Source organism: Kitasatospora sp. NPDC097691 (genome assembly GCF_040302665.1).
Classification (GTDB): Bacteria; Actinomycetota; Actinomycetes; order Streptomycetales; family Streptomycetaceae; genus Kitasatospora.
On sequence record NZ_JBEORY010000007.1, the window covers coordinates 19,826 to 44,057 of the forward strand.

Annotated in this window: 24 protein-coding genes; 14 read left to right on the top strand and 10 right to left on the bottom strand. The window is 74.1% G+C overall.

The features are described 5' to 3' along the window. Positions 1-193: 193 nt before the first annotated feature. Entirely contained in the window at positions 194-523 is a 330-nt protein-coding gene (locus tag ABTY56_RS07060; RefSeq protein ID WP_350627337.1) for a hypothetical protein, read from the top strand. 106 nt (positions 524-629) lie between these two features. Here the strand turns inward: ABTY56_RS07060 and ABTY56_RS07065 are convergent, their stop codons facing one another. The 3 genes from ABTY56_RS07065 to ABTY56_RS07075 all read right to left on the bottom strand — a co-directional run bounded on the left by ABTY56_RS07065 (position 630) and on the right by ABTY56_RS07075 (position 3,277). Continuing rightward, positions 630-1,451 (bottom strand): protein phosphatase 2C domain-containing protein, encoded by an 822-nt coding sequence (locus ABTY56_RS07065; RefSeq protein ID WP_350627338.1) that lies wholly within the window; start codon positions 1,449-1,451, stop codon positions 630-632. Positions 1,452-1,769: 318 nt separating this feature from the next. Continuing rightward, positions 1,770-2,405 carry a TIGR03086 family metal-binding protein gene (locus ABTY56_RS07070; protein ID WP_350627339.1) on the bottom strand — a complete coding sequence of 212 codons (636 nt, stop codon included), beginning with the start codon at positions 2,403-2,405 and terminating at the stop codon, positions 1,770-1,772. After that, on the bottom strand, positions 2,402-3,277 hold the full coding sequence (locus ABTY56_RS07075) for an alpha/beta fold hydrolase (RefSeq protein ID WP_350627340.1): 876 nt from the start codon (positions 3,275-3,277) through the stop codon (positions 2,402-2,404). The genes ABTY56_RS07070 and ABTY56_RS07075 overlap by 4 nt, the downstream gene beginning before the upstream one ends. 166 nt (positions 3,278-3,443) lie before the next feature. Between ABTY56_RS07075 and ABTY56_RS07080 the strand changes: the two genes are divergently transcribed. After that, positions 3,444-4,085: a TetR/AcrR family transcriptional regulator gene (locus ABTY56_RS07080; RefSeq protein ID WP_350627341.1), complete on the top strand. Its 642-nt coding sequence runs from the start codon at positions 3,444-3,446 to the stop codon at positions 4,083-4,085. Here the strand turns inward: ABTY56_RS07080 and ABTY56_RS07085 are convergent. Both ABTY56_RS07085 and ABTY56_RS07090 read right to left on the bottom strand, forming a co-directional pair. Next, entirely contained in the window at positions 4,082-5,398 is a 1,317-nt protein-coding gene (locus tag ABTY56_RS07085; protein WP_350627342.1) for an amidase, read from the bottom strand. The genes ABTY56_RS07080 and ABTY56_RS07085 overlap by 4 nt on opposite strands. Before the next feature lie 22 nt (positions 5,399-5,420). Continuing rightward, positions 5,421-5,651 (bottom strand): hypothetical protein, encoded by a 231-nt coding sequence (locus ABTY56_RS07090; RefSeq protein WP_350627343.1) that lies wholly within the window; start codon positions 5,649-5,651, stop codon positions 5,421-5,423. Between the two features lie 264 nt (positions 5,652-5,915). On the opposite strand from ABTY56_RS07090, the gene ABTY56_RS07095 reads away from it, so the two are divergent. Next, positions 5,916-6,839, top strand: coding sequence for an LPXTG cell wall anchor domain-containing protein (locus tag ABTY56_RS07095; protein WP_350627344.1), 924 nt, complete (start codon positions 5,916-5,918; stop codon positions 6,837-6,839). 69 nt (positions 6,840-6,908) lie between these two features. Here ABTY56_RS07095 and ABTY56_RS07100 read toward each other — a convergent pair whose 3' ends face one another. After that, positions 6,909-7,547 carry an ATP-binding protein gene (locus tag ABTY56_RS07100; protein WP_350627345.1) on the bottom strand — a complete coding sequence of 213 codons (639 nt, stop codon included), beginning with the start codon at positions 7,545-7,547 and terminating at the stop codon, positions 6,909-6,911. Between the two features lie 230 nt (positions 7,548-7,777). On the opposite strand from ABTY56_RS07100, the gene ABTY56_RS07105 reads away from it, so the two are divergent. The 11 genes from ABTY56_RS07105 (at position 7,778) to ABTY56_RS07155 (ending at position 20,452) form a co-directional block, all read left to right on the top strand. Then, positions 7,778-8,617, top strand: coding sequence for a hypothetical protein (locus tag ABTY56_RS07105; RefSeq protein WP_350627346.1), 840 nt, complete (start codon positions 7,778-7,780; stop codon positions 8,615-8,617). Between the two features lie 201 nt (positions 8,618-8,818). Further along, positions 8,819-9,574 (top strand): YcnI family copper-binding membrane protein, encoded by a 756-nt coding sequence (locus ABTY56_RS07110; protein WP_350627347.1) that lies wholly within the window; start codon positions 8,819-8,821, stop codon positions 9,572-9,574. A 77-nt stretch (positions 9,575-9,651) separates the two neighbouring features. Continuing rightward, positions 9,652-10,329: an SCO family protein gene (locus ABTY56_RS07115; RefSeq protein ID WP_350627348.1), complete on the top strand. Its 678-nt coding sequence runs from the start codon at positions 9,652-9,654 to the stop codon at positions 10,327-10,329. Beyond that, positions 10,329-10,835, top strand: a complete 507-nt coding sequence (locus ABTY56_RS07120) for a copper chaperone PCu(A)C (RefSeq protein ID WP_350627349.1) — start codon at positions 10,329-10,331, stop codon at positions 10,833-10,835. The genes ABTY56_RS07115 and ABTY56_RS07120 overlap by 1 nt, the downstream gene beginning before the upstream one ends. Positions 10,836-10,848: 13 nt before the next feature. Continuing rightward, on the top strand, positions 10,849-12,879 hold the full coding sequence (locus ABTY56_RS07125) for a copper resistance CopC/CopD family protein (RefSeq protein ID WP_350627350.1): 2,031 nt from the start codon (positions 10,849-10,851) through the stop codon (positions 12,877-12,879). Between the two features lie 14 nt (positions 12,880-12,893). Then, positions 12,894-14,282 (top strand): iron uptake transporter deferrochelatase/peroxidase subunit, encoded by a 1,389-nt coding sequence (efeB, locus tag ABTY56_RS07130; RefSeq protein WP_502893049.1) that lies wholly within the window; start codon positions 12,894-12,896, stop codon positions 14,280-14,282. A 213-nt stretch (positions 14,283-14,495) separates the two neighbouring features. Beyond that, positions 14,496-15,431, top strand: a complete 936-nt coding sequence (pheA, locus tag ABTY56_RS07135) for a prephenate dehydratase (protein ID WP_350627352.1) — start codon at positions 14,496-14,498, stop codon at positions 15,429-15,431. A 517-nt stretch (positions 15,432-15,948) separates the two neighbouring features. Beyond that, positions 15,949-17,223, top strand: a complete 1,275-nt coding sequence (gene serS / locus ABTY56_RS07140) for a serine--tRNA ligase (protein WP_350627353.1) — start codon at positions 15,949-15,951, stop codon at positions 17,221-17,223. A 98-nt stretch (positions 17,224-17,321) separates the two neighbouring features. Beyond that, positions 17,322-18,179, top strand: coding sequence for an HAD family hydrolase (locus ABTY56_RS07145; protein WP_350627354.1), 858 nt, complete (start codon positions 17,322-17,324; stop codon positions 18,177-18,179). Positions 18,180-18,418: 239 nt separating this feature from the next. Continuing rightward, positions 18,419-19,150: a FadR/GntR family transcriptional regulator gene (locus ABTY56_RS07150; RefSeq protein ID WP_350627355.1), complete on the top strand. Its 732-nt coding sequence runs from the start codon at positions 18,419-18,421 to the stop codon at positions 19,148-19,150. A 63-nt stretch (positions 19,151-19,213) separates the two neighbouring features. After that, positions 19,214-20,452 carry a CynX/NimT family MFS transporter gene (locus ABTY56_RS07155; RefSeq protein WP_350627356.1) on the top strand — a complete coding sequence of 413 codons (1,239 nt, stop codon included), beginning with the start codon at positions 19,214-19,216 and terminating at the stop codon, positions 20,450-20,452. Positions 20,453-20,556: 104 nt separating this feature from the next. Here the strand turns inward: ABTY56_RS07155 and ABTY56_RS07160 are convergent, their stop codons facing one another. The 4 genes from ABTY56_RS07160 to ABTY56_RS07175 form a co-directional block, all read right to left on the bottom strand. Next, positions 20,557-21,273 (bottom strand): ABC transporter permease, encoded by a 717-nt coding sequence (locus ABTY56_RS07160; protein ID WP_350627357.1) that lies wholly within the window; start codon positions 21,271-21,273, stop codon positions 20,557-20,559. A gap of 67 nt (positions 21,274-21,340) precedes the next feature. Next, on the bottom strand, positions 21,341-22,258 hold the full coding sequence (locus ABTY56_RS07165; RefSeq protein ID WP_350627358.1) for an ABC transporter ATP-binding protein: 918 nt from the start codon (positions 22,256-22,258) through the stop codon (positions 21,341-21,343). Positions 22,259-22,269: 11 nt separating this feature from the next. Beyond that, positions 22,270-23,169 carry an ABC transporter permease gene (locus ABTY56_RS07170; protein ID WP_350627359.1) on the bottom strand — a complete coding sequence of 300 codons (900 nt, stop codon included), beginning with the start codon at positions 23,167-23,169 and terminating at the stop codon, positions 22,270-22,272. Then, the gene (locus ABTY56_RS07175) at positions 23,153-24,166 is read right to left on the bottom strand and encodes an ABC transporter ATP-binding protein (protein WP_502893041.1); all 1,014 of its coding nucleotides are present in this window, start codon (positions 24,164-24,166) and stop codon (positions 23,153-23,155) included. The genes ABTY56_RS07170 and ABTY56_RS07175 overlap by 17 nt, the downstream gene beginning before the upstream one ends. Positions 24,167-24,232: the final 66 nt, after the last annotated feature.

Sequence of the window (24,232 nt, forward strand, 5' to 3'; positions counted from 1 at the left end):
GACCCGCTCTCGTGGGCAGTGCGGGCGGCGACCAGGTCTTCGTCCGCGCCTCGATTCGACAAGGGGACGGTACCCAACCCGACCACCCGTCGGCAGCGAGGAGAGCCCACGAGCGGGGGTAGGGTTTACCCCCCGTCCGGCCGGTGGGTTCACGCTGCCGACCCGGCGCCGCCCGGTGCGACATCGTGGGGACATGACCGATCGACACTCGAGCGCCGCCGGCCACCCCTGCCCGGCCGGCAGGACCGACGACATCGAGCAGTTCCTCGTGCACCACGGGGACGCCATCGACGACCGGGTCGCCGAGGTCGTCACCGAGATCGTCGAAGAGGTCCTCGGCGAGCAGCTGAGGCGGTACCGGCGCGACGTTGTGCTGCCGGTCACCGTCGCGCTGCTGGCGGCCGCGGCCGTCTCGCCGGCGCTCATGTGGTGGAGGCCGTGGACAGTCCCCCTGGTGTGGGCCGCCACCTCCGTCATCTGCGTGTCGCTGTCACGGACCGCCCGGATCCGGCGCCGCTCGTAACGGGCCGCAGGCGTCCGGGCTGCGGCCGTCGGCACGGCGGGTCGGCCGAAGGACTCCCTTCGGCCGACCCGCCGTCGCGCCGTCCGGGCCCGGCTGCGCGGCGGGCCTACAGCAGCGCGTACACGGCCGAGGCGTCGTCGTGCGCCTTGCCGCGCGGCCAGCGCTCGCAGGCGACGTCCGCCCGTTCCACCGCGCGGACCTGGGCGATCAGCTCGCCCGGGCCCGACTCCGCGAGCAGCCGCAGCACGTCGCCCCAACTGCCCAGCCCGAAGCGCTCGGTGAAGCGCGAGGCGCCGTCGGTGAGGGCGGCCAGCGCGTGCAGCCGGTCCAGCCGGACGAAACCGGTCTCGGCGTGCTCGGCCGCGCGCGGGCTGGCGGCCGCGATCCACGGGCCGGTGCCCCGGTTGCGGGCGGCGCGGACGGCCAGCGCGTACTCCAGGTGCAGCGCGGCCCGCTCGGCCGAGCCGGGCACGGTCGACCAGATCTGGCGGCGCAGCCCCTCCCCGCCGGGGAAGCGCTGGTTGTCCCCGATCACCTTCGGCGGGCCGTCCTTGAACTCCAGTACCAGCAGCGAGTCGCCGAGCACCAGGTACTCCAGCGCCTCGCCGTGCCGCCGGGCCGCGACCACCATCGCGGCGGGCGTGTTGGCATGGGCCAGGTCGCAACGGCCGCCGTGCAGCGCGGCCGTCTCCACGATGGCGTCGGCCAGGCACTCGGCGATCGAGCGGTCCGCCCGGTCGGTGAGCCGGGCGAGCAGGTGCACGCCCAGCCGGCGCACGTACCAGGCCGTCCCGTGCCGACACCCGGACTCCAGGCCGGCCGGCGAACTCGCGCCGTCCAGCAGGACCAGCGCCTCCGGCGAGGCCGCCGCGAAGTCCTCGCTCTCGCGGTCGGGCCGCCGTGCTTCCCCTGCGAGCTGTAGCTGCATCCCGACAGTGTGGCCGCCGCCCGCGGCCCGCGCCCAGACCCCTGCGCCGGTGGGCGCCGGGCCGGGGCCCGGGCCCCGGTGGCAGCCGGGGTGATTCGGCCATACCGTCGGAAAGTGACCGGACAATTCGGCCAATCGGGGCGGGTCAGGTTTGGGATCACCTTCGGGTGCCCGGGCGGCCCGTGACTGACGAGGAGCGGAAGATGTTCTGGCAGTTCATCGTGCTGGTGGTCGCCTCACTCGGCTTTCCGACCGCCGCACTGCTGTACCTGATCGGCGGGCCGCGCTTCCCGGACGAGCAGCGCGACCGGAGCTGAACTACCCCTTCCAGGCGGGATCGCGGCCGAGCAGCGCCAGTACGCGGTCGAACCGGCCCGCACCGTCTCCGGGCCGCAGGCCCGGACGGAAGGCCCGGCCCGGCGCCCGCGCCTCCGGGGTGTCCGGTACGGCCTCCGTCACCGCGACCAGGACCGACAGCAGTTCCCCGTCGCCCTCCACCGCCTCGACCAGCCCGTCCGCCGTGCCGAGCGCGGCGGCGACGTCCCAGCCGTGCACCAGGGTGTCGAGCAGGTGGAAGCCCACCGCACGGTCGAGCGGGAAGGGGCCGCCGTCGCGGATCTCGGGCAGCCAGAGCGCCCGGCCCGCCGCGGCCGCGTCCCGGAACGCGGCGGTGAGTTCGGCGCCCGTCCGGCGCACGGTGCCCGCCGGGTCCGGTCCGACCGGAACGGGCGCGAACAGGGCAAGGTCGGGGCCCGCCCCGCGGGCGGCCGCCGCGAAGCCGTGGCGTTGCCCGATCTCGTGTTCCAGCAGGTGCCGCAGCGTCCAGCCCGCGCACGGGGTCGGCAGCTCCAGCTGCTCCGGCCGGACGGCGTCGACCACCTCGGCGGCCAACTCCAGTGAGCGTGCGTGCAGTTCGACGAGCTCGACGATCTCCATGCGGTCGAGGGTACTCATCCGGCCGCCACCTCCAGCCCCGCGGCCAGGAATCCGATCACCTGGTCGACGACGGTCGGCTCCGCGATGATCCGGCGGTGGCCGAGCCCCCGGGTGACCACCAGGTCGAGCCGTTCCCCGTACGCCTTCCGGAGCCGGTGCGCCTGGCTCAGCGGGACGACGTCGTCGTCCTCGTCGTGCACCACCAGGACCGGAAGGTCGACCTCCGCCACCCGGCGGGCCGCGTCGTAGCGCTCCCAGCCGCCGGGGTCCCCGCCGAACAGCTCCCGCTCGATCCGGGCCCGCAGTGCCCCCTCGACCTGGGCGTTCAGGCCGAGCCCGGCGCAGAACGCGGCCGGGAAGAAGCCGACCCGGGACACCCCGGAGACGGCCGCCAGCCGGCCCGCCCGCAGGCCGTCGGCCAGCGCCCCGAAGGCGGCGCAGACGCCCAGCGAGTGCGCGACGACGGCCTCGAACGGCCCGTACCGCTCCTGGAGCCGCAGTGCCAGCTCGCGGAACTCCGGCACGCTGGTGGTCCGCCCGCCGGAGTCGCCGTGGCCCGGCGCGTCGAAGGAGACGGCGCTGAGGCCGAGCTCCTGCAGCCGGGGCACGAAGGGCGCGTACCGGGAGGCCCGGGAGCGCCAGCCGTGCAGCAGCAGGACCGGCCGCTCACCGCTGCCCCAGCGGTAGCCCACCACCGGCTTGCCGTTCACGGTGAGCCGCTCGGTGACGGCCCGTCGGTGGACCTCCGCCTCCGACGGGCGCACCCGGCTGCGCCGCACCGGGTGCATGAACAGCTCGTAGGCGGCCCGCCCGGCCACGCCGGGGGCGATGCGGGCGGCGGGGTTGAGGACGGTGCGGATCAGTGCCATCGGTGCCTGGGCCGGGTCCATCGGGTCTCCCTGTCGTACGGACGGGTGTTCCTGGCGGGGGTGGGGCCGTGGTGCTCGCGCTCGCGGCGAGATATTAGCACGACCGTTCGTGCAGTTTTACGGGCGCGGACCGGCCCACGCACTACCCTGGGCGACACGCACTGCGAGACGAGAACGGGGGCGGACGATGGCCCGAGCGACCACGGACGGACGGGTCCTGCGCGGCGAGGAAACACGCCGGGCGGTCCTGCACCGCGCCGTCGGGATCGCCTCCGTCGAAGGCCTGGACGCACTCTCCATCGGCCGGCTGGCCACCGACCTCGGGCTCAGCAAGAGCGGCGTCTTCGCAGGCTTCGGCTCCAAGGAGGAGCTGCAGCTCGCCACCGTCCGCGCCGCCCGCCGGATCTTCGCCGACGCCGTCGTCGCGCCGGTCGCCGACACCCCGCCCGGCCTCCCCCGGGTCCGCGCCCTGTGCGAGAGCTGGCTCGCCTACTCGCGCGCCCGGGTCTTCCCCGGCGGCTGCTTCTTCTACGAGGTCACCGCCGAGTTCGACGCCCGCCCCGGCACCGTCCGGGACGCCCTGGCCGGCTGCGCCCGGGAGTGGTCCGACACGATCGTCGAGGCCCTCACCGAGGCCCGCACCGCCGGCGCCCTGCGCCCGGACACCGACCTCGGCGACCTCGCCTTCGCCCTGATCGCGGTCCTGGAGACGGCCAACTCGCAGGCCGTGCTGCACGACGAGACCACCCCGTACGAGCGGGCCGGCCGCCTCCTGCTGCGCCTGCTGCGCGCCGAGGCCGCCGACCCGGCCGACCCGGCGCTCGCCTAACGCTCCGCCAACACCCGCTCCAGCCCCACGGCCTGGGCCAGCAGCCGCTCGTCGCCGCCCTCCGCGCCGACCACCTGGAGACCCAGCGGCAGCCCGCCCGGCGTCCGCCCGGCCGGCAGGCTCAGCGCCGGCCGGCCGAGGAAGCTCCACGGCAGCGACATCACCGCGTCCCCGGTGCCGTGCAGGCCCTCCGGCGCCCCGCCGGTCGCCGAGGGCGCCAGCCACAGGTCCACCCCGGCCGCCGCGCCCGCCGCGGCCACCCGATCGCGCAGCCGCTCCCGGAACCGCAGCGCGGCCGCCCGGTCCTCGGGCGCGACGCCCTGGCCGACCCGGATGCCCGCCACCGTCTCCGGCCGGTAGAGACCGCCGAACCGGGCGAACCAGTCGGCGTGGCTACGGGCCAACTCGAAGCGGTTGACCGCCTGCAACCGCCGCCCGACCTCGGCGAAGTCGGGGAACAGCTCGACCCGGCGCACCGTCAGCCCGGCCCGCGCCAAGCGCTCCAGCTGCTCCTCGAAGGCGCGCAGCGCGGCCGGCTCGGCGTGCTCCAGGTACGTCCCGTCCGGCACCCCGAGCACCGGCTCCGCACCCTCCGCGCCCTCCGCCGTAGGCCGCCAGTCGTCGCAGAGCAGCGGGGCCGCCAGCGCCACGCCCGCCAGGTCGGCGGTGAACACCCCCAGGGTGTCGAAGCTCGGCGCGTTCGGGATCACGCCGTCGACCGGGATCCGCCCGTACGTCGGCCGGAAGCCCACCACCCCGCAGTACGCGGCCGGGCGGATCACCGAGCCGACCGTCTGGGTGCCGATCGCGAGCGGTACCAGCCCCGCCGCGACGGCCGCCGCCGAGCCGCTGCTGGAGCCGCCCGGGGTGTGCCCCGGGTGGTGCGGGTTGCGGGTCGGCCCGGGGGCGCTCGCGGCGAACTCGGCGGTCACCGTCTTGCCCGCGACCAGCGCGCCCGCCGCCCGCAGCCGGTCCACCACCGCGGCCTGCGGCCCGGCCAGCACCCCGGGCGGCAGCGCCGACCCGCCGTGCGTGGGCAACCCGTCCACGTGCACGATGTCCTTGACCCCCACCGCCACCCCGTACAGCGGCGGCCGCCCGGCCGGATCCGGGTACCGCGCGGCCAGCTCCCCCGCCTGCGCCCGCAGCCGGTCGTGCCGCCCTGGCTCCGGCACGAACGCGTGGATCAACGGGTCCACCCGCTCGACCAGCGTGCAGAAGCGGTCGACGTACTCGGGCAGTTCGGGGCGGCCCGCGCGCAGCCCGGCGGCCTCGCCGGTCAACGACCGCGGCCGAACGAGGGGTTCATCCATGCCGGGCACTGTAGACCGGCGTCTACGGGTGCTCGGCCGACAGGTACGGCGCCTCGCGCAGGAAGTACGCCCCGCAGGTGTGACAGCACAGCTCCGGGGTCTTCCCCCAGTTCACCGCGTCCTGCACCGGCGCCTGCGGATCGAGCTCCCGGCCGCACATCGCCACGCTCTCCTCGCCCCGGACCACGTGCCACAGCCGCACCCCCTCGGCCGCGCCGCCGGCGCCGTACTCGGCTCGCATCTGGTGCATCATGCCCCCCATCGTCCGACCCCCTCCCACCCCCGGCAACCGGAGCCGCCCCACCCCCGCACAGCCACTGGTGCGCCCCCGAACGGCCACCCCCTTACCCCCGGCACCGGCATACCGGGCCCGACCGCCGGACCGCACGGCCCTGGGGCGAAATCCGGCCGCCGCGGCCGGGTAGGGTACGCGGGCGCGACCAGGACCTACGGCCTCGCCGCAGTGCCAAGTCGCCCGATTTCAGCCATATTTCATCCTTAATGGGGGACTCTCACCGTGCGCACTTCCCGCCTCCTGGCCGCGTCCACGCTGGTGGCGCTCTCGCTCGGCGCCACGGTCGGCGCCGCCACCGCCGGCGCCGTCAGCGTCACCCCGACCCCGACGGCCACCGCGACCGCCACGGCCACCCCGTCGGCCACGGCCACGCCCAGCGCCACCGCGACCACCCCGGCCCCGACGGCCACCACCAAGCCGACCAAGCTCCCGACCCTGCCGGTGCCGACGCCCACCAACAGCGACCGCTGCCACGGCGGCGTCTACCAGAGCTCCCTGCTCAAGGTCACCGGTAGCGGCCTGTACGGCACCACCCTGGTCAAGGGCGGCCCGGCCGCCGAGATGACCATGACGTGGCAGAACAACAGCGGCGTCGACCTGCCGACCGTCCACAACAGCCTCTACGTCACCGACGAGTTCGGCGGGGACTTCCCGGTCCAGTGGAGCACCGAGTTCTTCGACGTCCAGCTGGACACCGGCTCCGGCTGGAAGCCCGCCAAGCTCGATGACCGGGATCTGCGTGTGCCCGACTTCAAGCTGGCCAAGGGCGAGAAGCTCACCTACAAGGTCCGGATCGCCGCCACCGCCAAGGCCCCGGTCGGAAAGTACGGCGCCAACTACGAGGCCGGGTCGGACGCCTTCGACAACGACAAGGTCCCGACCCCGGCCAACAACAAGCCGCAGGCCTGCACCCAGTTCCTCGACGACTATCTGGGCGAGTTCCACGTCGCCGAGGCCGGTGCCGCAACGGCCACCACCGCACCGGTCGCGACCGCCTCCCCCTCGCCCTCCGGCGGTCCGCACCTGGCCGAGACCGGTGCGAGCTCCGGCACCCTCCCGATCGCCCTCGGCGGCGCGGGCGTGCTGGCCGTGGGCGCGGGCACCCTGGTTGCCCTCCGACGCCGCAAGTCGGCCGCCCGAGGCTGACCCGCCCGCTCGGCGCCGAGGGGCGCGGACCGTCGGTCCGCGCCCCTCGGGCGTTTGCGGGACGTCCCGTCAGGACGCGGCCCGCAACAACGCGTCGTCCTGCCACTTCAGGATCTTGTCGAAGCTCACGATGGCCCCCCGCAAGGGGTGGTTGCGGAGTTGCACGTGGTCGGTGAGGGCGTGGATGAGGAAGAGGCCGCGGCCGGACTCGGCGGTGAGGTCGGGGAGGGTGTCGAGGTCGACCGGGCGGAGGGTGGGGGCCGTGGGGCGGCAGGGGAGGACGTGGGTGTCGTACGGGTGGTCGTCGCGGCGGGGGCGGTGGCCGGTGAGGACGCGGGCCGGGACGGTGGCCCGGCCGCGGCGGGAGCGGCGGGGCCCCCGGCCCGTCGCCGCCGGGCGGGTCGGCGCGGCGGCGACGGGGCGCCGGACCGGCGGGGCCGCGGGGGCCGGCAGGCCGGGCCCGGAGTCGGTGACCTCGATCCGCAGCCGGTCGCCGCTGATCGACGCGGTGACCTGGAAGCCGTCGTCGGGCCGCCCGGTGGCACCGTGTTCGACCGCGTTGGCGCAGGCCTCGCTGAGGGCGACGCCGAGGTCGTCGGCGATCTGCGGGTCGACGCCCGCCGTCGCCATGGCACCGAGCAGGATGCGCCGGGCCAGCGGCACGCTGGCCGGGTCGCGCTTGAGGTGCAGAGTCCACCAGATGTCCACGGGAGGTCCCTCCTGGCTGCGGCTCCACATACAACTAGGTATCTCCGGGCGATTCGGCGGTGAACCGTGCCCGGGGGCCGCTACCGCCCGTTCGGCGGATGGACTGGGGGACGGGGTCTGTGCCGAGCGGCGCACACCCGGTCCTGCACGCCGCTGCCGAAAGGGGCATTCGTAGGGATTTCCCACCCTCCCCGTGTCGGCGGCGTACGCAATGAGAGGATGGCCCGGCCATGACTGCCCTCGCTGCCGCCCCGTCCCCGGGCGCCCCCGGACCGGCCCAGCCGGTGGGGTCCGCCGCCTGGGACCTGCGGCTTGCCCGGGCCGTCCCGTTCGCGCTGGTCTGCACGCTGATAGCGGCCGCCGGGCACGCCCTCGCCGGTGGCGGGAACGTACCGGCGACCGCCCTGGCGGCGGGTTTCGCCGCGGTGCTGGCGTTCGCCGCGGTCTGTGGCGGCCGGGAGCGTTCGCTGGCGGGCATCGCCGGGGCGCTGGGTGCGGGGCAGCTCGGACTGCACTGCCTCTTCCACGGCTTCACCGGCCTCACCGGCCTCACCGGCTCCTCCGCGATGTCGGGCATGCACCACGGCGGTTCCGGTTCGATGACCGTTCCGCAGGTGGCCGGCCGGCTGATCTGCAACGAGGCCCGCCCGGGCACGCTGGTCGGCCTGCCCGGCAGCCCGACCCCGGAGCAGCTGGTCTCCTCCGCGGGCCTGGACCCGCACGCGTTCGCCGCCGCGCCGTGGTGGCAGACCGGCGTGTTCGGGATGACACCGTCGATGCTGGCCGGGCACCTGGCCGCCGCGCTGGTGGCGGGCTGGTGGCTGCGGCGAGGCGAGGCGGCGCTGTGGCGCCTGCTGCGGGTGGCGGCATCGACGGCCCGGGAGCACTGGGCGACGCCGCTGCGGTCGGCGTTCGCGCTGGTGGCCGTGCTGCTGCGCGGTCTGTTCGGAGTGGCCGGTCCGGTCCGCCGGTTCGGGGCCCGGGGCGGGGAGAGCCCGCTCCCGGCGGGTGCCGTGCTGCGGCACAGCGTGGTGCGGCGCGGGCCGCCGCGTGGGGCCTTCGCGTACTGATCCGCTTTCCCCGGCGGCCTGCGGGCCGTGCCGGGCGCGGGTGTGCGCACCGTCCGGGCCGTTTCCCGACCACCGGGTCCGGCCCCGAGGCTCTGCCCCCACACGTCCCCACGCGCGGCACCACGAGGCGCGGCCGAGGCGCGGCCCAGTCCGTCGCCCGGCCCCGGCCTGCCGCCGAGCTCCGATCGGAGACCCCGCATCATGCGTTCCCTTCCCACCCGCCGTCTCGCCGCCGTCGCCCTGGCCGCCGCCGCCTCCGTGGTGGCGCTGGCCGGCCCCGCTTTCGCGCACGTCACCGTGAACCCGGGTGCGGCCCCCCAGGGCGGCTACACGGCCGTGGACTTCCGGGTGCCGAACGAGAGCGACACCGCGAGCACGGTGAAGCTGGAGGTCAACCTCCCGCTGGACCACCCGCTGGCCTCGGTCCGGACCCTGCCGCTGCCGGGCTGGACGGCCACGATCGAGAAGTCGAAGCTCGACAAGCCGATCAAGGTGCACGGCAACGACGTCAACGAGGCCGTCTCCAAGATCACCTGGACCGCCGACGCCGGCATCAAGATCGCCCCCGGCCAGTTCCAGGAGTTCCGGGTCTCGCTCGGCCCGCTGCCGACCGACTCGGACAGCCTGGTCTTCAAGGCCCTGCAGACCTACGACAACGGCGACGTCGTCCGCTGGATCGACGAGACCAAGGACGGCCAGCCCGAGCCGGCCAAGCCCGCTCCCGTCCTGAAGCTCACCAAGGCCGCCGCCGGTGACGACGACCACGGCGTCACCGCCTCCCCCGCCGCGGGCGCCCACGGGGCCAGCTCGGACCACGCCGCCTCCTCTGACGGCGGCAGCAAGGCCAGTGACTCCACCGCCCGCACCCTCGGTGTGGTCGGCATCGTGGTCGGCGTGATCGGCACCGCCGTCGGCGTGCTCGGCCTGCGCCGCAAGAACGGCGGCTCCGCCTCCTGACCCCCGCGCCGGCGGGGCCGTACTCCCACCACGGGTACGGCCCCGCCGGCCGTCCACCGCGCACGATCGGAACCCGCATGTCCCGCACCGCCCGTCCTGCCCGCACCGCCCGCCTGGCCGGCGCGGCCGCCCTCGCGCTGGCCGCCGCCCTGACGCTGTCCGCCTGCGGCTCCTCCGGCGGCGGCTCCACCGCCGCGAAGGTCGTCCAGCAGAAGGAGGACACCCCGTACCAGGGCACCAAGCTGGCGAAGAACTTCGAGAAGCCGGACCTCCAGCTGACCGACACCTCCGGGCAGCCCTTCGACCTGCGGCAGCAGACCAACGGCAAGGCCACCCTGCTGTTCTTCGGCTACACCAGCTGCCCCGACGTCTGCCCGACCACCATGGGCGACATCGGCGTCGCGATGAAGGCGCTCTCCGCGGAGGACCGGCAGAAGATCAACGTCGTCTTCGTCTCCACCGACCCGCAGCGCGACACCCCCAAGGTGCTGCGCACCTGGCTGGACTCGATGGGCAGCGACTTCATAGGCCTCACCGGCGACCTGGCCAAGGTGAAGACCGCCGCCAGGTCGCTCGGCATCATGATCGAGGACCCGGTGGTCAACGCGGACGGCACGGTCACCTCGACCCACGGCGCACAGGTGCTGGCCTTCCTCCCCTCGGACGACAAGGCGCACGTGCTCTACATGAGCGGCACCGAGGAGAAGACCTACGAGCACGACCTCGCGCTGCTCGCCAAGGGGGTCGCGGCGTAATGGCGGGGAACGCAGCGCACCGCTTCCGGCGGACCGCCCTCACCGGTGCGGTGCTGGCCACGGTCCTGGGCGGCGGCGCCATCCTGGCCGCCTGCGGGACGGGCGGCCAGAGCGGCCCGGACGGTGCCGGCAGCGGGCCGGCCAGGCTCAGCGTCGCCGACTCCTACATCCCGCTGCCCCCGGCCGGCGGCATGGCCGCCGGCTACCTGACCGTCCGCAACGACGGCGGTCAGGACCAGCTGGTCAAGGTGACCAGCCCCGGCGCCGAGTCGGTCACCATGCACCGCTCGACCCCGTCGAGCATGGAGCAGGTCGACAGCCTGAACGTGCCCGCGCACGGTGCGCTGCAGTTCGCGCGCGGCGGCACCCACCTCATGATCATGGGCTGGCAGAAGGCCCCCGCCCTGGGCGACGAGCTCGAACTGGACCTCACCTTCGCCAAGTCCGGCACCATCTCGGTCAAGGTTCCGGTCAAGGAGCTCACCTACCGCCCCAGCCAGAGTTAAGGGGACCGTCACCATGCAGTCGGCCGGCCTGGAGAAGGCCTCGCACCGCCGGATCGCCGGGGTGCTCGGAGTGCTCGGCGCGTTGCTCGCGCTGATGCTCGCGGGCGCCGGACCGGCCTCCGCGCACGCCACCCTGGATTCCACCGACCCCCGGCAGAACTCGGTGGTCGCCACCGCCCCGTCGGAGGTCACGCTGACCTTCAGCGAGTCCGTGTCGCTCTCCCCGGACTCCGTCCGGGTGCTCGACCCGGCCGGCAAGGCCGTGGACACCGGCAACCCCGCGCACGCCGACGGCAGGGGCAACACCGCCCGGGTCGGCCTCAAGGGCGGGATCGCCAACGGCACGTACACCGTCGCCTGGCGGGCCGTCTCGGAGGACTCGCACCCGGTCGGCGGGGCGTTCACCTTCTCCATCGGCGCACCCTCGGACACCTCGGTGTCGGCCACCGCGCTGCAGGGCGCCAAGGCCGACGGCCTGGTCGCCGCCCTGTACGGCACCGGGCGCACCGTCGCCTACGCGGCGTTCGCGCTGCTGGCCGGCGTCGCCGCCTTCGTACTGATCTGCTGGCCGGCCGGCACCGCCCGGCGCCCGGTGCAGCGGCTGCTGATGACCGGCTGGACGGCACTGCTGGTCTCCACCGTCGCGGTGCTGATGCTGCGCGGGCCGTACGAGCGCGGCTCGGGGATCGGGCAGGCCTTCGACCTGTCGCTGGTGCGCGCCACCCTGGACGAGCGGATCGGCACCGCGCTGGCCGCCCGGTTGCTGCTGCTCGCGGCGGGCGGGGTGTTCCTGTCGCTGCTGGTCGGCCAGCTGGGGCAGCCGCCGCGGCCGCTCCCCGCGGAGCCCGCCGAGGACCGGCGCGTCGACGGCGGGGGCCGGGGTGCCGACGGCGGGGGCGAGGACGCCGAGGACGCCGAGCTGCGCGAGCTGGAGCAGCGGGCCGCCGAGCGGCCGCAGCGGGAGGCCCGGCTCGGCCTCGGCGTGGCCGGGCTGGTGCTGGCGGTCGCCCTCGCCGCGACCTGGGTCGGCGCCGACCACGCCTCGGTGGGCATCCAGGTCTGGCTGGCGCTGCCGCTCGGCATCCTGCACCTGATCGCGATGGCGCTCTGGCTGGGCGGGCTGGCCACGCTGCTGGTCGCGCTGCGCGAGGGCGTGGGCGCCGAGGTGGTCGACCGCTTCTCGAAGGTCGCCTTCGGCTCGGTGGCCGTGCTGGCCGCGACCGGGATCTACCAGTCCTGGCGGGGCCTGGGCAGCTGGGGCGCACTGACCGGCACCGAGTACGGGCGGCTGCTGCTGGTGAAGAGCGGCTGCGTGGTCGTCATGCTCGGCGTCGCCTGGATGTCGCGCACCTGGCTGGCCCGGCTGCGGTCGGCCCCGGCCGAGGCGGCGGAGGTCGAGCAGGCCGAGGTGCCGGAGCCGGTCGGCGTCGCGGCGCACGGCGAGGACCCGGTCCGCCGGGCGCAGCTGGACCGCCAGCGGGCCGCCCGGGAGAGCGCCGGGCGCGAGCGCGGGCTGACCCCGACCCGGGCCGGGCTGCGCCGCTCGGTGCTGGTCGAGGCACTGGTCGCGGTGGCGGTGCTGGTGGTCACCACGATGCTGACCAACTCCCCGCCCGGCAGGGTGGCGAGCGAGGTCACGGCCGGGGCCGCCGCGCCGGCCGCCGGCGGGGCCGCGGCCGCGCCGCAGACCGAGCCCGGCCGCACCGTCGAGCTCAAGCTCCCGTACGACACCAAGGGCCGGACGCCGAACGCCAAGGGCACCGCGACCGTCACCCTCAACCCGGCCCGGACCGGCCCGAACGAGGTGAAGCTCGCGCTGGACGGCGTGGACGGGCAGCCGGTGGACGTCCCCGAGGTGGAGCTCGCCTTCACCCTGCCGGACCGCGACCTCGGCCCGCTGCCGGTGGCGCTCACGCCGGAGGGCACCGGCCGCTGGAGCGGCACCGCACAGCTGCCGCTGGCGGGCACCTGGGTGGTGTCGGTGCAGGTCCGCTCCTCCGAGATCGACCAGACCACGCCGACCCAGCAGTTCAAGATCGGCTGACGGCGGTGGACGACGTGACGACGACGGACCCGGCCTCGACGGAACCCTCGACCGAACCGGCCCCGGTCGGGCAGACGGCGACCGGGCAGACCGCGACCGGGCAGACGGCGACCGGGCAGACGGCGACCGAACCGGCCCCGGTCGGGCAGGCCGCTGCGGACCGGACCGGCTTCACCCGGCGCGCCCTGCTCGGCACCGCCGGCGCCGGGCTGCTGGTCGGCGCCGGGGCGGGCGTCGCCGGGGCGGTCGCCCTGGACCGCGCCGACCGCGCCGCCGGTGCGGCACCCGCGAACGGCGCGCTCGGCGCCGCCCGGGTACCGTTCCGCGGCGAGCACCAGGCCGGGATCCTCGAACCGCAGCAGGCCCGGGTCCAGCTGGCCGCCTTCGACCTGGTCGACGGGGCGGGCCGGGACGGGCTGCACGCCCTGCTGCAGCGCTGGACAAAGGCGGCCGAGCGGCTGACCGCCGGGGAGCCGGCCGAGGAGTTCGACGACCAGGTCGCGCTGGACGCCGGCCCCTGCTCGCTCACCCTCACGGTCGGCTTCGGCGCCGGGCTCTTCGACAAGGCCGGACTGGCCGACCGCCGCCCGCCCGGGCTCGAACCGCTGCCCGCCTTCCCCGGCGACGCGCTCGACCCGGCCCGCGGTGACGGCGACCTGTTCGTCCAGATCGGTGCCGACGACGCGCTGGTGGCGGTGCACGCCCTGCGGGTGCTGCAGCGACTGGCGGCCGGGACGGCGGCGCTGCGCTGGCAGTCGGCCGGCTTCGCCCGTACCCCCGGGGCCGCCGCGCGGCCGGTGACCGGCCGCAACCTGATGGGCCAGGTCGACGGCACCAACAACCCGAAGCCGGGCGAGGACGGCTTCGCCGCCAAGGTGTTCTGCGCCGCCGGCGGCGACCAGCCGGGCTGGCTGGCCGGCGGCTCGTACCTGGTGTTCCGGCGGATCCGGATGCTGCTGGAGCACTGGGAGGCGCTCCCGGTGGACCGGCAGGAGCGGGTGATCGGACGGCGCAAGGCGGACGGCGCCCCGCTCGGCACGCCCGCCGGGGCCGGGGAGCACGCTCCGGTCGACCTGTCCGCCCAGGGCCCGGACGGCGCACTGGCGATCCCCTCCGACGCGCACATCCGGGTCGCCGCGCCGACGGCCAACGGCGGGGCGGCCATGCTGCGGCGCGGCTTCTCGTACCACGACGGACTGCTGCCGGACGGCTCGCCGGACGCCGGGCTGCTCTTCGTGGCCTTCCAGGCCGATCCGCGCAAGGGCTTCACCCCGGTACAGCGCAAGCTCTCCCGGGGCGACGGCCTCTCCCGCTTCCTGCGGCACGAGGCGAGCGGCGTGTACGCGGTGCCCCCGGCCGCGCCGGTCGGCGGGTACCTCGGCGGGCAGCTGTTGGAGGGGTAGCGTCAGGGGCCCGCCGGCCGATACCACAGGCGGTCCCGGTCAGTGGAACGCTTTCCTGCCGGGACCGCGGAATCGTTAGGGTGACTGTTTCGGCACCACGCGAACGCAGCACCCGAACGCACCACCCGAGCGCACCACGCGAACGCACCGGCCGAACGCGGCACCCGAGCGCACCACCCGTTCCATGCAGCACCTAGCTCCCACGGAGGCGTCATGTCGGCCACCCGCTACACCTACCTCGGCCCGGCCGGCACCTTCACCGAGGCGGCGCTGCACACCCTGCCCGAGGCGGCGACCCGCGAGCTGGTGCCACTGTCCTCGGTGGCGCTGGCGCTGGACGCGGTGCGCGGCGGAGAGGCCGCCGGGGCGTTCGTGCCGATCGAGAACTCGGTGGAGGGCGCGGTCACCGCGACCAACGACGAACTGGCCTCCGGCGCACCGCTGATGATCTACCGCGAGGTGCTGCTGCCGATCGCCTTCGCGCTGCTGGTCCGGCCGGGCACCGAGCTGTCCGGGATCAAGACGGTGACCAGCCACCCGGTGGCCCAGCCGCAGGTGCGCCGCTGGCTGGCGGCCAACCTGCCGGAGGCGACCTGGGAGTCGGCCGCCTCCAACGCGGACGGCGCCCGGCTGGTCGCCGAGGGCCGCTACGACGGGGCGTTCGCGGGCGAGTTCGCGGCGCCGATCTACGGGCTGGACCCGCTGGTCAAGGACATCGCGGACGCGAAGAGCGCGGCCACCCGGTTCGTCCTGGTGGGCCGCCCGGGCCGGGTCTCCTCGCCGACCGGCGCCGACAAGACCTCGATGGTGGTCTGGCTGCCGGACGACCACCCGGGCGCGCTGCTGGAGCTGCTGCAGGAGTTCGCGGTGCGCGGGGTCAACCTGATGCGGATCGAGTCCCGGCCGACCGGTGAGGGCCTGGGCAACTACTGCTTCCTGATCGACTGCGAGGGCCACCTCTCCGAACGCCGGGTGGCCGAGGCGATGATGGGGCTCAAGCGGATCTGCCCGCAGGTGCGGTACCTCGGCTCCTATCCGCGCGCCGACCGGCAGGTGTCCACCCACCGGCGGCCGGGGACCTCGGACGAGGATTTCACCTCGGCGGCGGACTGGCTCTCCCGCGCGCTCGACGGGCGCGGGGACATCTGAGACATCCGGGCGACACCTGCCGTCTTTCTGACCTTTTCCGACCGTTTTGGATCGGTCCGATCAGGCGGGGCGGACGACCGCACCCGTCATCCACAGATCGCCCCGGCACCGGCGGCCGCTGTCCACAGGCCTCCCCGCTGTCCACAGCCGGAAGTTATCCACAGGCCTGGGGATGAGTCGACAAACCGGTATAGCCATTACCCAGAACCGGTCGGATCATCGGTTTGCGTCGCAGAGATGACTAATCGGACCAGAGTCACCCGCTTGCCAGCAAATCACCCGTCTGAGTACTTCAATTCCCTCACTCGGGAAGGTCGAATGAGGTTTGAAACCTCAATTCCCTGGTTCGGTCGCGCGGAGGGTGACCCTCCCCTTCGATCCACAACCCCGGCCCCCGGCCTGTGGATAACCCGCCCGAAGAGCGTTCCCCTCAGGAGTTATCCACAGGATCGGGGCGGTTATCCCCAGGGGAAAACCGGTACCGGTGGAGGAACGCCCGACCGGTACGCTTGGGCCTGTGATTGACCTTCGCCTGCTCCGTGAGGACCCTGACCGAGTGCGCGCCTCGCAGCGCGTCCGTGGCGAGGACGTCGACCTGGTCGACGCCCTCCTCTCCGCCGACGAGCGGCGCCGGTCCTCGGGCAGCCGCTTCGACGAACTGCGCAGCGAGCAGCGGGTGCTCGGCAAGCAGGTCGCCCAGGCCAAGGGCGACGAGAAGGCCGCCCTGCTGCAGCGCACCAAGGACCTGGCCGCCGAGGTCAAGGCCGCGGACGCCGAGCAGGGTGCCGCCAAGGAGGAGGCAGACCGCCTGCTCCGCTCGCTGGCGAACCTCATCGACCCGGCCGCCCCGGTCGGCGGCGAGGAGGACTTCGTCACCCTCGAGGAGATCGGCACCCCGCGCGACTTCGCCGCGGAGGGCTTCGAGCCGCGTGACCACGTCGAGCTCGGCCAGATCCTCGGCGCGATCGACACCGAGCGCGGCGCCAAGGTCGCCGGTGCCCGCTCCTACTACCTGACCGGCGTCGGCGCGCTGCTGGAGCTCGCCCTGGTCAACATGGCGATCGCCCAGGCCACCGCGGCCGGCTTCACCCCGATGATCACCCCGACCCTGGTCCGCCCGGCCGCCATGGACGGCACCGGCTTCCTCGGTCAGGCCGCCGAGAACGTGTACCACCTCGCCGAGGACGACCGGTACCTCGTCGGCACCAGCGAGGTCCCGCTCGCGGCGTACCACATGGACGAGATCCTCGACGCCGACAAGCTGCCGCTGCGCTACGCCGGCTACTCGTCCTGCTTCCGCCGCGAAGCCGGCACCTACGGCAAGGACACCCGCGGCATCATCCGCGTCCACCAGTTCGAGAAGGTGGAGATGTTCGTCTACACCACGCCCGAGGACGCCGAGAACGAGCACCGCCGCCTGCTCCAGTGGGAGAAGGACTTCCTCAACGCGCTGGAGCTGCCGTACCGGGTCATCGACGTCGCCTCCGGCGACCTCGGCGCCTCGGCCGCGCGCAAGTTCGACATCGAGGCCTGGATCCCCACCCAGGGCAAGTACCGCGAGGTCACCTCGACCTCCAACACCACCGAGTACCAGGCCCGTCGGCTGTCGATCCGGATGCGCGAGGAGGGCAAGACCCGCCCGCTCGCCACCCTGAACGGCACCCTGGTCGCCATCCCGCGCACCATCGTGGCGATCCTGGAGAACCACCAGCAGGCCGACGGCTCCGTCGCCGTTCCCGAGGCGCTGCGCCCGTTCCTCGGCGGACGGACCGTCCTCCAGCCGGTCAAGTAGGCCCGGCTCCCGGTGCGGGGAGCTTCCGCACCGCCCGCACCGCCCTGCACCACCCGCATGACCCGCACCACCCGCAACTCCCGGGAGACGACCGGCCCATGAGCACCACCAGCCCCAGCCCCGTCTCCCCGGAAGGCACCCGCGGCGGTGGCGACCTGCCCTACCGGCTGGTCGCCACCGACCTCGACGGCACCCTGCTGACCAGCGAGGAGACCGTCTCCGAGCGCACCCGCGCCGCCCTGGCCACGGCCACCGGCGCGGGCGCGCTGCACATCATCGTCACCGGCCGCTCGGCCGTCTGGGCCCGCCCGGTCTTCGACGAGATCGGCTACACCGGGATAGCCGTCTGCGGCCAGGGCGCCCAGGTCTACGACGCCGGCGCGCACAAGCTGCTCACCTCGCTCACCCTGGACCGCCGGCTCGCCGCGCTCGCCATCGAGAAGATCGAGGCCGAGACCGGCCCGCTCGCCGTCGCCGCCAACCAAGACGGCCTCGACGGCCAGGTCCTGGCCGGCCCCGGCTACGAACTGCTCATCGGCTCCGACCTGCCCGTCGTCCGGGTCGACCGCGGCGGACTCCTCGCCTCCCCGGTCAGCAAGCTCTACATCCAGCACCACGCGCTGACCGACGACGCCCTCGCCGAAGCCGCCCGCCGCGCGGCCGGCGACCTGGTCGGCGTCGTGATGGCCGGCCCCGGAGTCGTCGAACTGCTCCCGCTCGGCCTGTCCAAGGCCACCGGACTGGCCGTCGCCGCCCGCCGCCTGGGCCTGCGCGCCGCCGACACCATCGCCTTCGGCGACATGCCCAACGACGTCCCGATGTTCGGCTGGGCCGCCCACGGCGTCGCCATGGCCAACGCCCACGAGGAACTCCTCGCCGTCGCCGACACCGTGACCGCCGGCAACGACGAGGACGGCGTCGCGGTTGTCCTGGAGCGCCTCTACCCGCCGCGCTGACCGGGCCTGGCGGCCCGTGGAGTCCGGGAAGTCCGGGGATTCGGGAGGGCGCGGGGTCACCCGGGAGTGACATGCGCTCCCGTCCGTGGCCTTCCGCCGCGCGCAGATGGGGCGGGCGGCGTGTCGGTGGTGGGCGTTCACGGAGTGTCCCCGCGACCAGTTGTAGGATGACCGGGCAAGTAGTTGTAGGATGACCTACGACTGGTGTTGGCGGCTTCGGTGGCAGAGGGAGGTCCGGAATGAGCGGCGAGGGCAGCAGCCTGCAGGCGGCCGGACGGCGATCCCTGGTGGACACCGCGATCGACCAGCTGCGGGAGCAGTTGGCCGGCGGGGTCTGGCCGGTGGGGTCGCGGATTCCCACCGAGCACGAGCTGGCCGAGCAGCTGCAGGTCGGGCGGAACACCGTGCGGGAGGCGATCCGGGTGCTGGTGCACGCCGGAATGCTGGTCTCCCGCCAGGGCGAGGGGACGTTCGTCCGCTCGACCAGCGACCCGGCCTCCGTCCTGCGCGGCGTCCAGCGTTCGGGCATCCGGGACGTCCTGGAGGTCCGCGCGGCGCTGGAGGCCGAGGGCGCCCGGCTGGCCGCGCTGCGGCACACCCCCGAGGACATCCGGCGGATGCGGGCCGCACTGGCCCGCGAGGCCGAGGTGTTCGCGGCGCACCCCGAGCGGGCGAGCCGCGAGGCCACCGTCGAGCACGACCTGGAGTTCCACACCGCCGTCGTCGAGGCCGCGCACAACCCCGCGCTGACCGAGGTGTACCGCTACTTCGGCGCCTCCGTCCGCGAGGCGATGACCTCCGCCTTCGGCGACCACGACATGCCCGAGGCGGTCGTGGCCACCCACGAGGCACTGGTCGACGCGATCGAGAGCGGTGACCCGGACCGGGCCGAGGCGGCGTGTCGTTCGCTGCTCGCCGAGCCGACCGCGGCCGTCGAGCAGCTGCTCGCGGCCATCGCGGCCCGGAAGTAGGACGGCGCGAGCCTCCGCCTTCCCGCCCGCATCCACGCACATCCAGGAAAGAACAGCACACCCATGGCCGTCACCCGTGCCCAGCAGCCGGTTGTCACCACCCCTGCTCCGCTCCCCGTCCGCTCCCGGCTGGCCCATCCGGTCCTGCTGCTGACCGGCATCGTGCTGGTCGCGCTGAACATGCGGGCCTGCCTGGCCGCGATCTCCCCGATGGTCAACGAGATCCAGCGGACCCTCGGCCTCTCCGCGACCGCGAGCGGCCTGATCACGACCGTGCCGGTGCTGTTCCAGGGGGTCGGCGCCCCTCTCACCCCCCGCCTGACCCGCCGCTTCGGCGCCGAGCGGGTGGTGCTGGGCGCGGTGCTGGTGCTGGGCGCGGGCGTGCTGCTGCGGGTGCTGCCGTCGGTGGCGGCGCTGTACGCGGGCTGCGTGGTGATCGGCGTGGCCATCGCGGTGCTGAACGTGTCGATGCCGGGCCTGGTCAAGCGGGAGTTCCCGGACCGCGCGGCGACCATGACCGGCGTCTACTCGACCACCATGCTGGTCGGGGCCACGCTCGCCGCCGGCACCTCCGTCCCGCTGGAGCACGTGCTCGGCGGCGGCTGGCGGGCCTCGCTCGGCTCCTGGTCGCTGCTCGCGCTGGTCGCGGCGGTGGCATGGCTGCCGCAGGTGCTGCGCGGCCGTCAGGAGCGGGGGGCGGTGGCCGCGGCGGCGACGCCGAGCAAGCCGATCGAGGGCCTCTGGAAGTCCCCGCTGGCCTGGCAGATCAGCCTCTTCATGGGCATCTCGTCGCTGCTGGTGTACACCCTGGTGGCCTGGATGCCGACCATCCTGGCCGACCACGGCATGGACCGCGGCCAGGCCGGCCTGGTCTTCGCCTTCTCCAACCTGGTTCAGGTGGCCGGTGCCTTCCTGGTGCCGCTGATGGCCGGTCGGATGACCAGCCAGCGCCCCCTGGCGGTGACGATGGCGGCCCTGAACGGGCTGGGCATCGCGATGCTGCTGGTCGCCCCGGTGTCCGCGGCGTGGGTGTCGGCGACCGTCCTCGGTGTGGCCCAGGGCGGTTCGCTGGGCCTGGGCCTGGCGTTCATCGTGCTGCGCACCGGCAGCGCGGCCGGTGCCGCCCAGCTGGGCGGGATGTCGCAGGCGATCGGCTACCTGGTCGCCGCGGCCGGCCCGGTCGGCGCCGGTGCGCTGCACCAGCTCACCGGCGGCTGGGAGACCACCCTGGCGCTGATGCTGGTGCTGGTCGTGGTGGTCGGCGCGGCCGGCTGGGGCGCGGGCCGCAACCGTACGCTCTGAGGCCCTGAGGCCCCCTTCGCACGGCGCTTCGACGGCGCTCCGGACCGCTCCACGGCGGACCGGAGCGCCGTTCGGCTTCCTGTCGTGTGACCCGCCTGCCGGGCTCAGTCCTCGCCGGCCAGGGTCAGTCCGGCCAGCTTCACCGAGGCCAGCACCGTCGCCCCGACGGTGACCACCAGCAGCAGCGGGACGGCCGCCCCGAGCGAGACGTCGGCGCCGATCGCGGTGTCCCCGGCGACGGCCTCGGCCACCGCCCGGCCCCACTGCTGGACGCTCAGGGTCCGAGCGCCCTCGACGAAGTTGCCGACCACCGACTCCCAGATCAGGGCGTAGCCGAGCCCGGCCACCACGGCGTGCCGGGTGACCACGCCGAGCAGCAGGAACAGCGCGCTGTACGCGGCCCCGGCGACCATGACCGCCACGGTGTAGCCGAGCACCATGCCGTCCCGGTTGCCGTAGAGGATCAGCCCGGACAGCATCGTCGGGACGACCGAGAACAGCCAGGTGACGCCGATCGCGACGGCCAGCTTGGTGGTGATGATCCGCCAGCGCGGGAGCGGCTTGGCGAGCAGGTAGACGATCGAGCCGTCGTCGATCTCGGTGGCGATGGCGCCGGTGCCGACCACCAGGCCGAGGATCGGGACCAGGGTGCCGAGGCCGAGCTGGCCGAGGATCTTGACGGTCAGCCCGTGCGCGTCGGCGGTCGACCCGCTCGCGAGGGCGGAGACGAGCAGCAGCAGCGCGGGGACCACCAGCAGCAGGAGGCCGCGTCGGCGGCCCAGCAGCCCGCGCAGGGTGAGCCTGGCGACGGTGGGGTTCATGGTCGGTCGGCCCCTTCCTGGGCAGCAACGGTCACAGCGGCGGTCACAGCAGCGGTCGCGGCGGCGGTCACGCGGAGACCAGGTACGAGAAGACGCTCTCCAGCGACTCGTCGGCCGGGGAGACGGTGTACAGCCGGATGCCGGCTTCCCGGGCGACCTTGGGCAGCAGGGTGGTGAAGCCCTGGAAGTTGACCGCCTCGATCCGCAGCGCCCGCTCCCGCTCGTCCACCTCGATGCCGGTGGTGGAGCCGTCGGCGATCAGCGCGGCGGCGAGCCGGCGGTCGTCGCTGGAGCGGACCAGGTAGCGGTGGGGGCGGTCGGTCATCAGCCGGCGGATCCTGCGGAAGTCGCCCGAGGCCGCGTGCCGCCCGGCCACCACCACCTCGATGTGCCGGGCGAGTTGCTCGACCTCCTCCAGGATGTGCGAGGAGAACAGCACCGTGCGGCCGTCCGCGCCGAAGCGGCGCAGCAGCTCCATCAGCTGGAGCCGCTGGCGCGGGTCCATGCCGTTGAAGGGCTCGTCCAGCAGGAGCACGGAAGGGTCGTGGACGAGTGCGGAGGCCATCTTGACCCGCTGCTTCATGCCCTTGGAGTACGTCCCGGTGCGGCGGTCCTTGGCGTAGGCCATCTCCACCAGGTCCAGGGCCCGGCGGGCGGCGGCGCCCGGCTGGGGCAGGCCGTGGAGTTCGGCGTTGGCGAGGACGAACTCCCAGCCGGTCAGGTAGTCGTACATCGACTCCCGTTCGGGGACCAGTCCGATCTGCCGGTAGACCTGCTGGTTGCGCCAGATCGGCGCGCCGTCCAGGGTGACCGTGCCGCTGGACGGCGCGAGGAAGCCGCTCATCATGTGGATGAGGGTGGACTTGCCCGCGCCGTTGGGCCCGAGCAGGCCGGTGATGCCGGGGCCGACGGCCATCGTGATGTCGTTGACCGCGACCACGTTCCCGAACCAGCGGGACACCTTGTCGATGCTGATGGTGGCCATGCCGCCCTCTCTCAAACCTTCTTGTAGCGGCTCAGCAGCAGCCGGTACGAGCCGACCACCAGGGCCGCGGCCACCAGTGCGAACACCGTCAGGCCGAGCCCGCCCGGGGCGTGCCGGCGGTCGAAGCCGGTGCCGAGGTCGAACAGCTCGTTGACCAGGGACTCCACCAGGTTGGTGGGCGAGATCAGCGACGTCCACTGCGCGGTGTCGGAGCCGGTGGTGCTCGGGTCGCTGATGCCGACCGCGACGGCGGCCACCGCGGCGCTGATCGCCAGGTAGCCCATGATGGCGGCGACGCCGAAGCCCCGGCGCGGGGTGGCGGCGGCGATCACCAGCGCCAGCGAGGTCGGCACCAGGGCGTACAGCACGGCCGCGCACAGGCCGTACAGGAGATGCCCGGTGTTGTACGAGAAGTCCATCCCGCCGAGCAGGGCACCGAGGTACAGCACCAGCAACGGGGCCGTCATCAGCAGCAGTTGGGCGCAGACCATGGCCGCGAACTTGGCCCGGACGTAGTCGGTGCGGGTGATCGGGCGGGAGAAGTAGAGCGGCACGGTCTGGTACCGCAGATCCCGCGAGAGCAGCACCGGCGCCTGGGAGGCGAGGAAGACCGAGATCACCAGGTTGAGGCTGGCGAGGTAGCCCGCGTACTCGACGGGCAGTTCGTCGCGCTTCAGGGTGATCGCGACGGCCACGAAGATCATGGCGGGCACGGTGACCACGCCCAGCACCAGCATCGGCAGCACCTTGGACTTGCCGGAGCGGCCGAGTCCGTACGTGGCGCGCAGGCTCTGGGTGAAGAGCGCGCGGGTGGCGTAGCCGCGGCCGAGCCGGGGGCCGGTGTAGCCGCGGTAGCCGATGTCGTGGATGACGCCGGTGTCGGCGGGCCTGGTCTCAGGAGGCAGCGACATCGTCCGAACCTCCCCTGCTGTCCTGGGTGTTCCCGTCGTGCCGGCCGTCGTGGCCGGCCTGGTCGTCCCGGTTCTCGGTGAAGAGTTCGGCGACCCGGTGCCGGCGCTGTTCCAACCGGACCAGGCCGAGGCCCAGTTCGGCGACGGTGTCGCGGATGGTGTCGTACGTCGACTCGTCGGCCAGCCGGACCAGCACCAGGTGCGAGCCCTCGGACTGGACGTCGACGCCGGCCGCGGCGAGGCGTTCGCGCACCAGCGCGGCGGGCTCGACCGCGTGGTCCTCCGGGTGGTCGGTGACCTCGACCGCGAGGACGGCCGTCGCCTCGGTGAAGGAGGCGGTGGAGGAGGAGCGCAGCAGCTTGCCGCCGTCGATGACGACCAGGTGGTCGCAGGTGCGTTCCAGCTCGCCGAGCAGGTGGGTGGTGACCAGCACCGAGATGCCGAAGTCGGTGTGCACGCGGCGGATCAGGCCCAGCATCTCGTCCCGGCCGGCCGGGTCGAGGCCGTTGGTCGGCTCGTCCAGCAGCACCAGCCTGGGGTCGTGCACCAGCGCCTGGGCGAGCTTCACCCGCTGCTTCATGCCGGTCGAGTACCCGCCCATCGGCCGGTACCGCTCCTCGTAGAGGCCGACGTGCCGCAGGGTGTCCGCGGTGCGCTCACGCGCGGCGGTGGCGGGCAGGCCCGCCATCCGGGCCATGTGCACGACGAACTCGGTGGCGGAGACGTCCGGCGGCAGGCAGTCGTGCTCGGGCATGTAGCCGACCCGCTCGCGGATCTCGGAGCCCCGGGTGGCGATGTCCAGGCCGAGGACCTCGCCGCGGCCGGACGTCGCCGGGGCGAGCCCGAGCAGGATCTTGATCAGTGTGGACTTGCCCGCCCCGTTGGCCCCGACCAGCCCGACCACCCCGGGCTGCACCTCGACGGTGAGCTGGTCGAGGGCGGTGACCCGGGGGAACCTCTTGGTGAGGCCGTCCGTCTTGATGACAGCTGTGGACACGCCCATCAAGGTAACGGCCTTGCCCGGTACGGGTCATGAGCTGGAATGACGAGCCCGTCTGCTGCT

Excerpts from the sequence above, each read along its gene's own strand:
- ABTY56_RS07060 (WP_350627337.1), top strand. The coding sequence starts at position 194 with ATGACCGATCGACACTCGAGCGCCGCCGGCCACCCCTGCCCGGCCGGC.
- ABTY56_RS07065 (WP_350627338.1), bottom strand. The coding sequence starts at position 1,451 with ATGCAGCTACAGCTCGCAGGGGAAGCACGGCGGCCCGACCGCGAGAGC.
- ABTY56_RS07070 (WP_350627339.1), bottom strand. The coding sequence starts at position 2,405 with ATGAGTACCCTCGACCGCATGGAGATCGTCGAGCTCGTCGAACTGCAC.
- ABTY56_RS07075 (WP_350627340.1), bottom strand. The coding sequence starts at position 3,277 with ATGGACCCGGCCCAGGCACCGATGGCACTGATCCGCACCGTCCTCAAC.
- ABTY56_RS07080 (WP_350627341.1), top strand. The coding sequence starts at position 3,444 with ATGGCCCGAGCGACCACGGACGGACGGGTCCTGCGCGGCGAGGAAACA.
- ABTY56_RS07085 (WP_350627342.1), bottom strand. The coding sequence starts at position 5,398 with ATGGATGAACCCCTCGTTCGGCCGCGGTCGTTGACCGGCGAGGCCGCC.
- ABTY56_RS07090 (WP_350627343.1), bottom strand. The coding sequence starts at position 5,651 with ATGATGCACCAGATGCGAGCCGAGTACGGCGCCGGCGGCGCGGCCGAG.
- ABTY56_RS07105 (WP_350627346.1), top strand. The coding sequence starts at position 7,778 with ATGACTGCCCTCGCTGCCGCCCCGTCCCCGGGCGCCCCCGGACCGGCC.
- ABTY56_RS07110 (WP_350627347.1), top strand. The coding sequence starts at position 8,819 with ATGCGTTCCCTTCCCACCCGCCGTCTCGCCGCCGTCGCCCTGGCCGCC.
- ABTY56_RS07115 (WP_350627348.1), top strand. The coding sequence starts at position 9,652 with ATGTCCCGCACCGCCCGTCCTGCCCGCACCGCCCGCCTGGCCGGCGCG.
- ABTY56_RS07120 (WP_350627349.1), top strand. The coding sequence starts at position 10,329 with ATGGCGGGGAACGCAGCGCACCGCTTCCGGCGGACCGCCCTCACCGGT.
- ABTY56_RS07125 (WP_350627350.1), top strand. The coding sequence starts at position 10,849 with ATGCAGTCGGCCGGCCTGGAGAAGGCCTCGCACCGCCGGATCGCCGGG.
- pheA (WP_350627352.1), top strand. The coding sequence starts at position 14,496 with ATGTCGGCCACCCGCTACACCTACCTCGGCCCGGCCGGCACCTTCACC.
- ABTY56_RS07145 (WP_350627354.1), top strand. The coding sequence starts at position 17,322 with ATGAGCACCACCAGCCCCAGCCCCGTCTCCCCGGAAGGCACCCGCGGC.
- ABTY56_RS07150 (WP_350627355.1), top strand. The coding sequence starts at position 18,419 with ATGAGCGGCGAGGGCAGCAGCCTGCAGGCGGCCGGACGGCGATCCCTG.
- ABTY56_RS07155 (WP_350627356.1), top strand. The coding sequence starts at position 19,214 with ATGGCCGTCACCCGTGCCCAGCAGCCGGTTGTCACCACCCCTGCTCCG.
- ABTY56_RS07160 (WP_350627357.1), bottom strand. The coding sequence starts at position 21,273 with ATGAACCCCACCGTCGCCAGGCTCACCCTGCGCGGGCTGCTGGGCCGC.
- ABTY56_RS07165 (WP_350627358.1), bottom strand. The coding sequence starts at position 22,258 with ATGGCCACCATCAGCATCGACAAGGTGTCCCGCTGGTTCGGGAACGTG.
- ABTY56_RS07170 (WP_350627359.1), bottom strand. The coding sequence starts at position 23,169 with ATGTCGCTGCCTCCTGAGACCAGGCCCGCCGACACCGGCGTCATCCAC.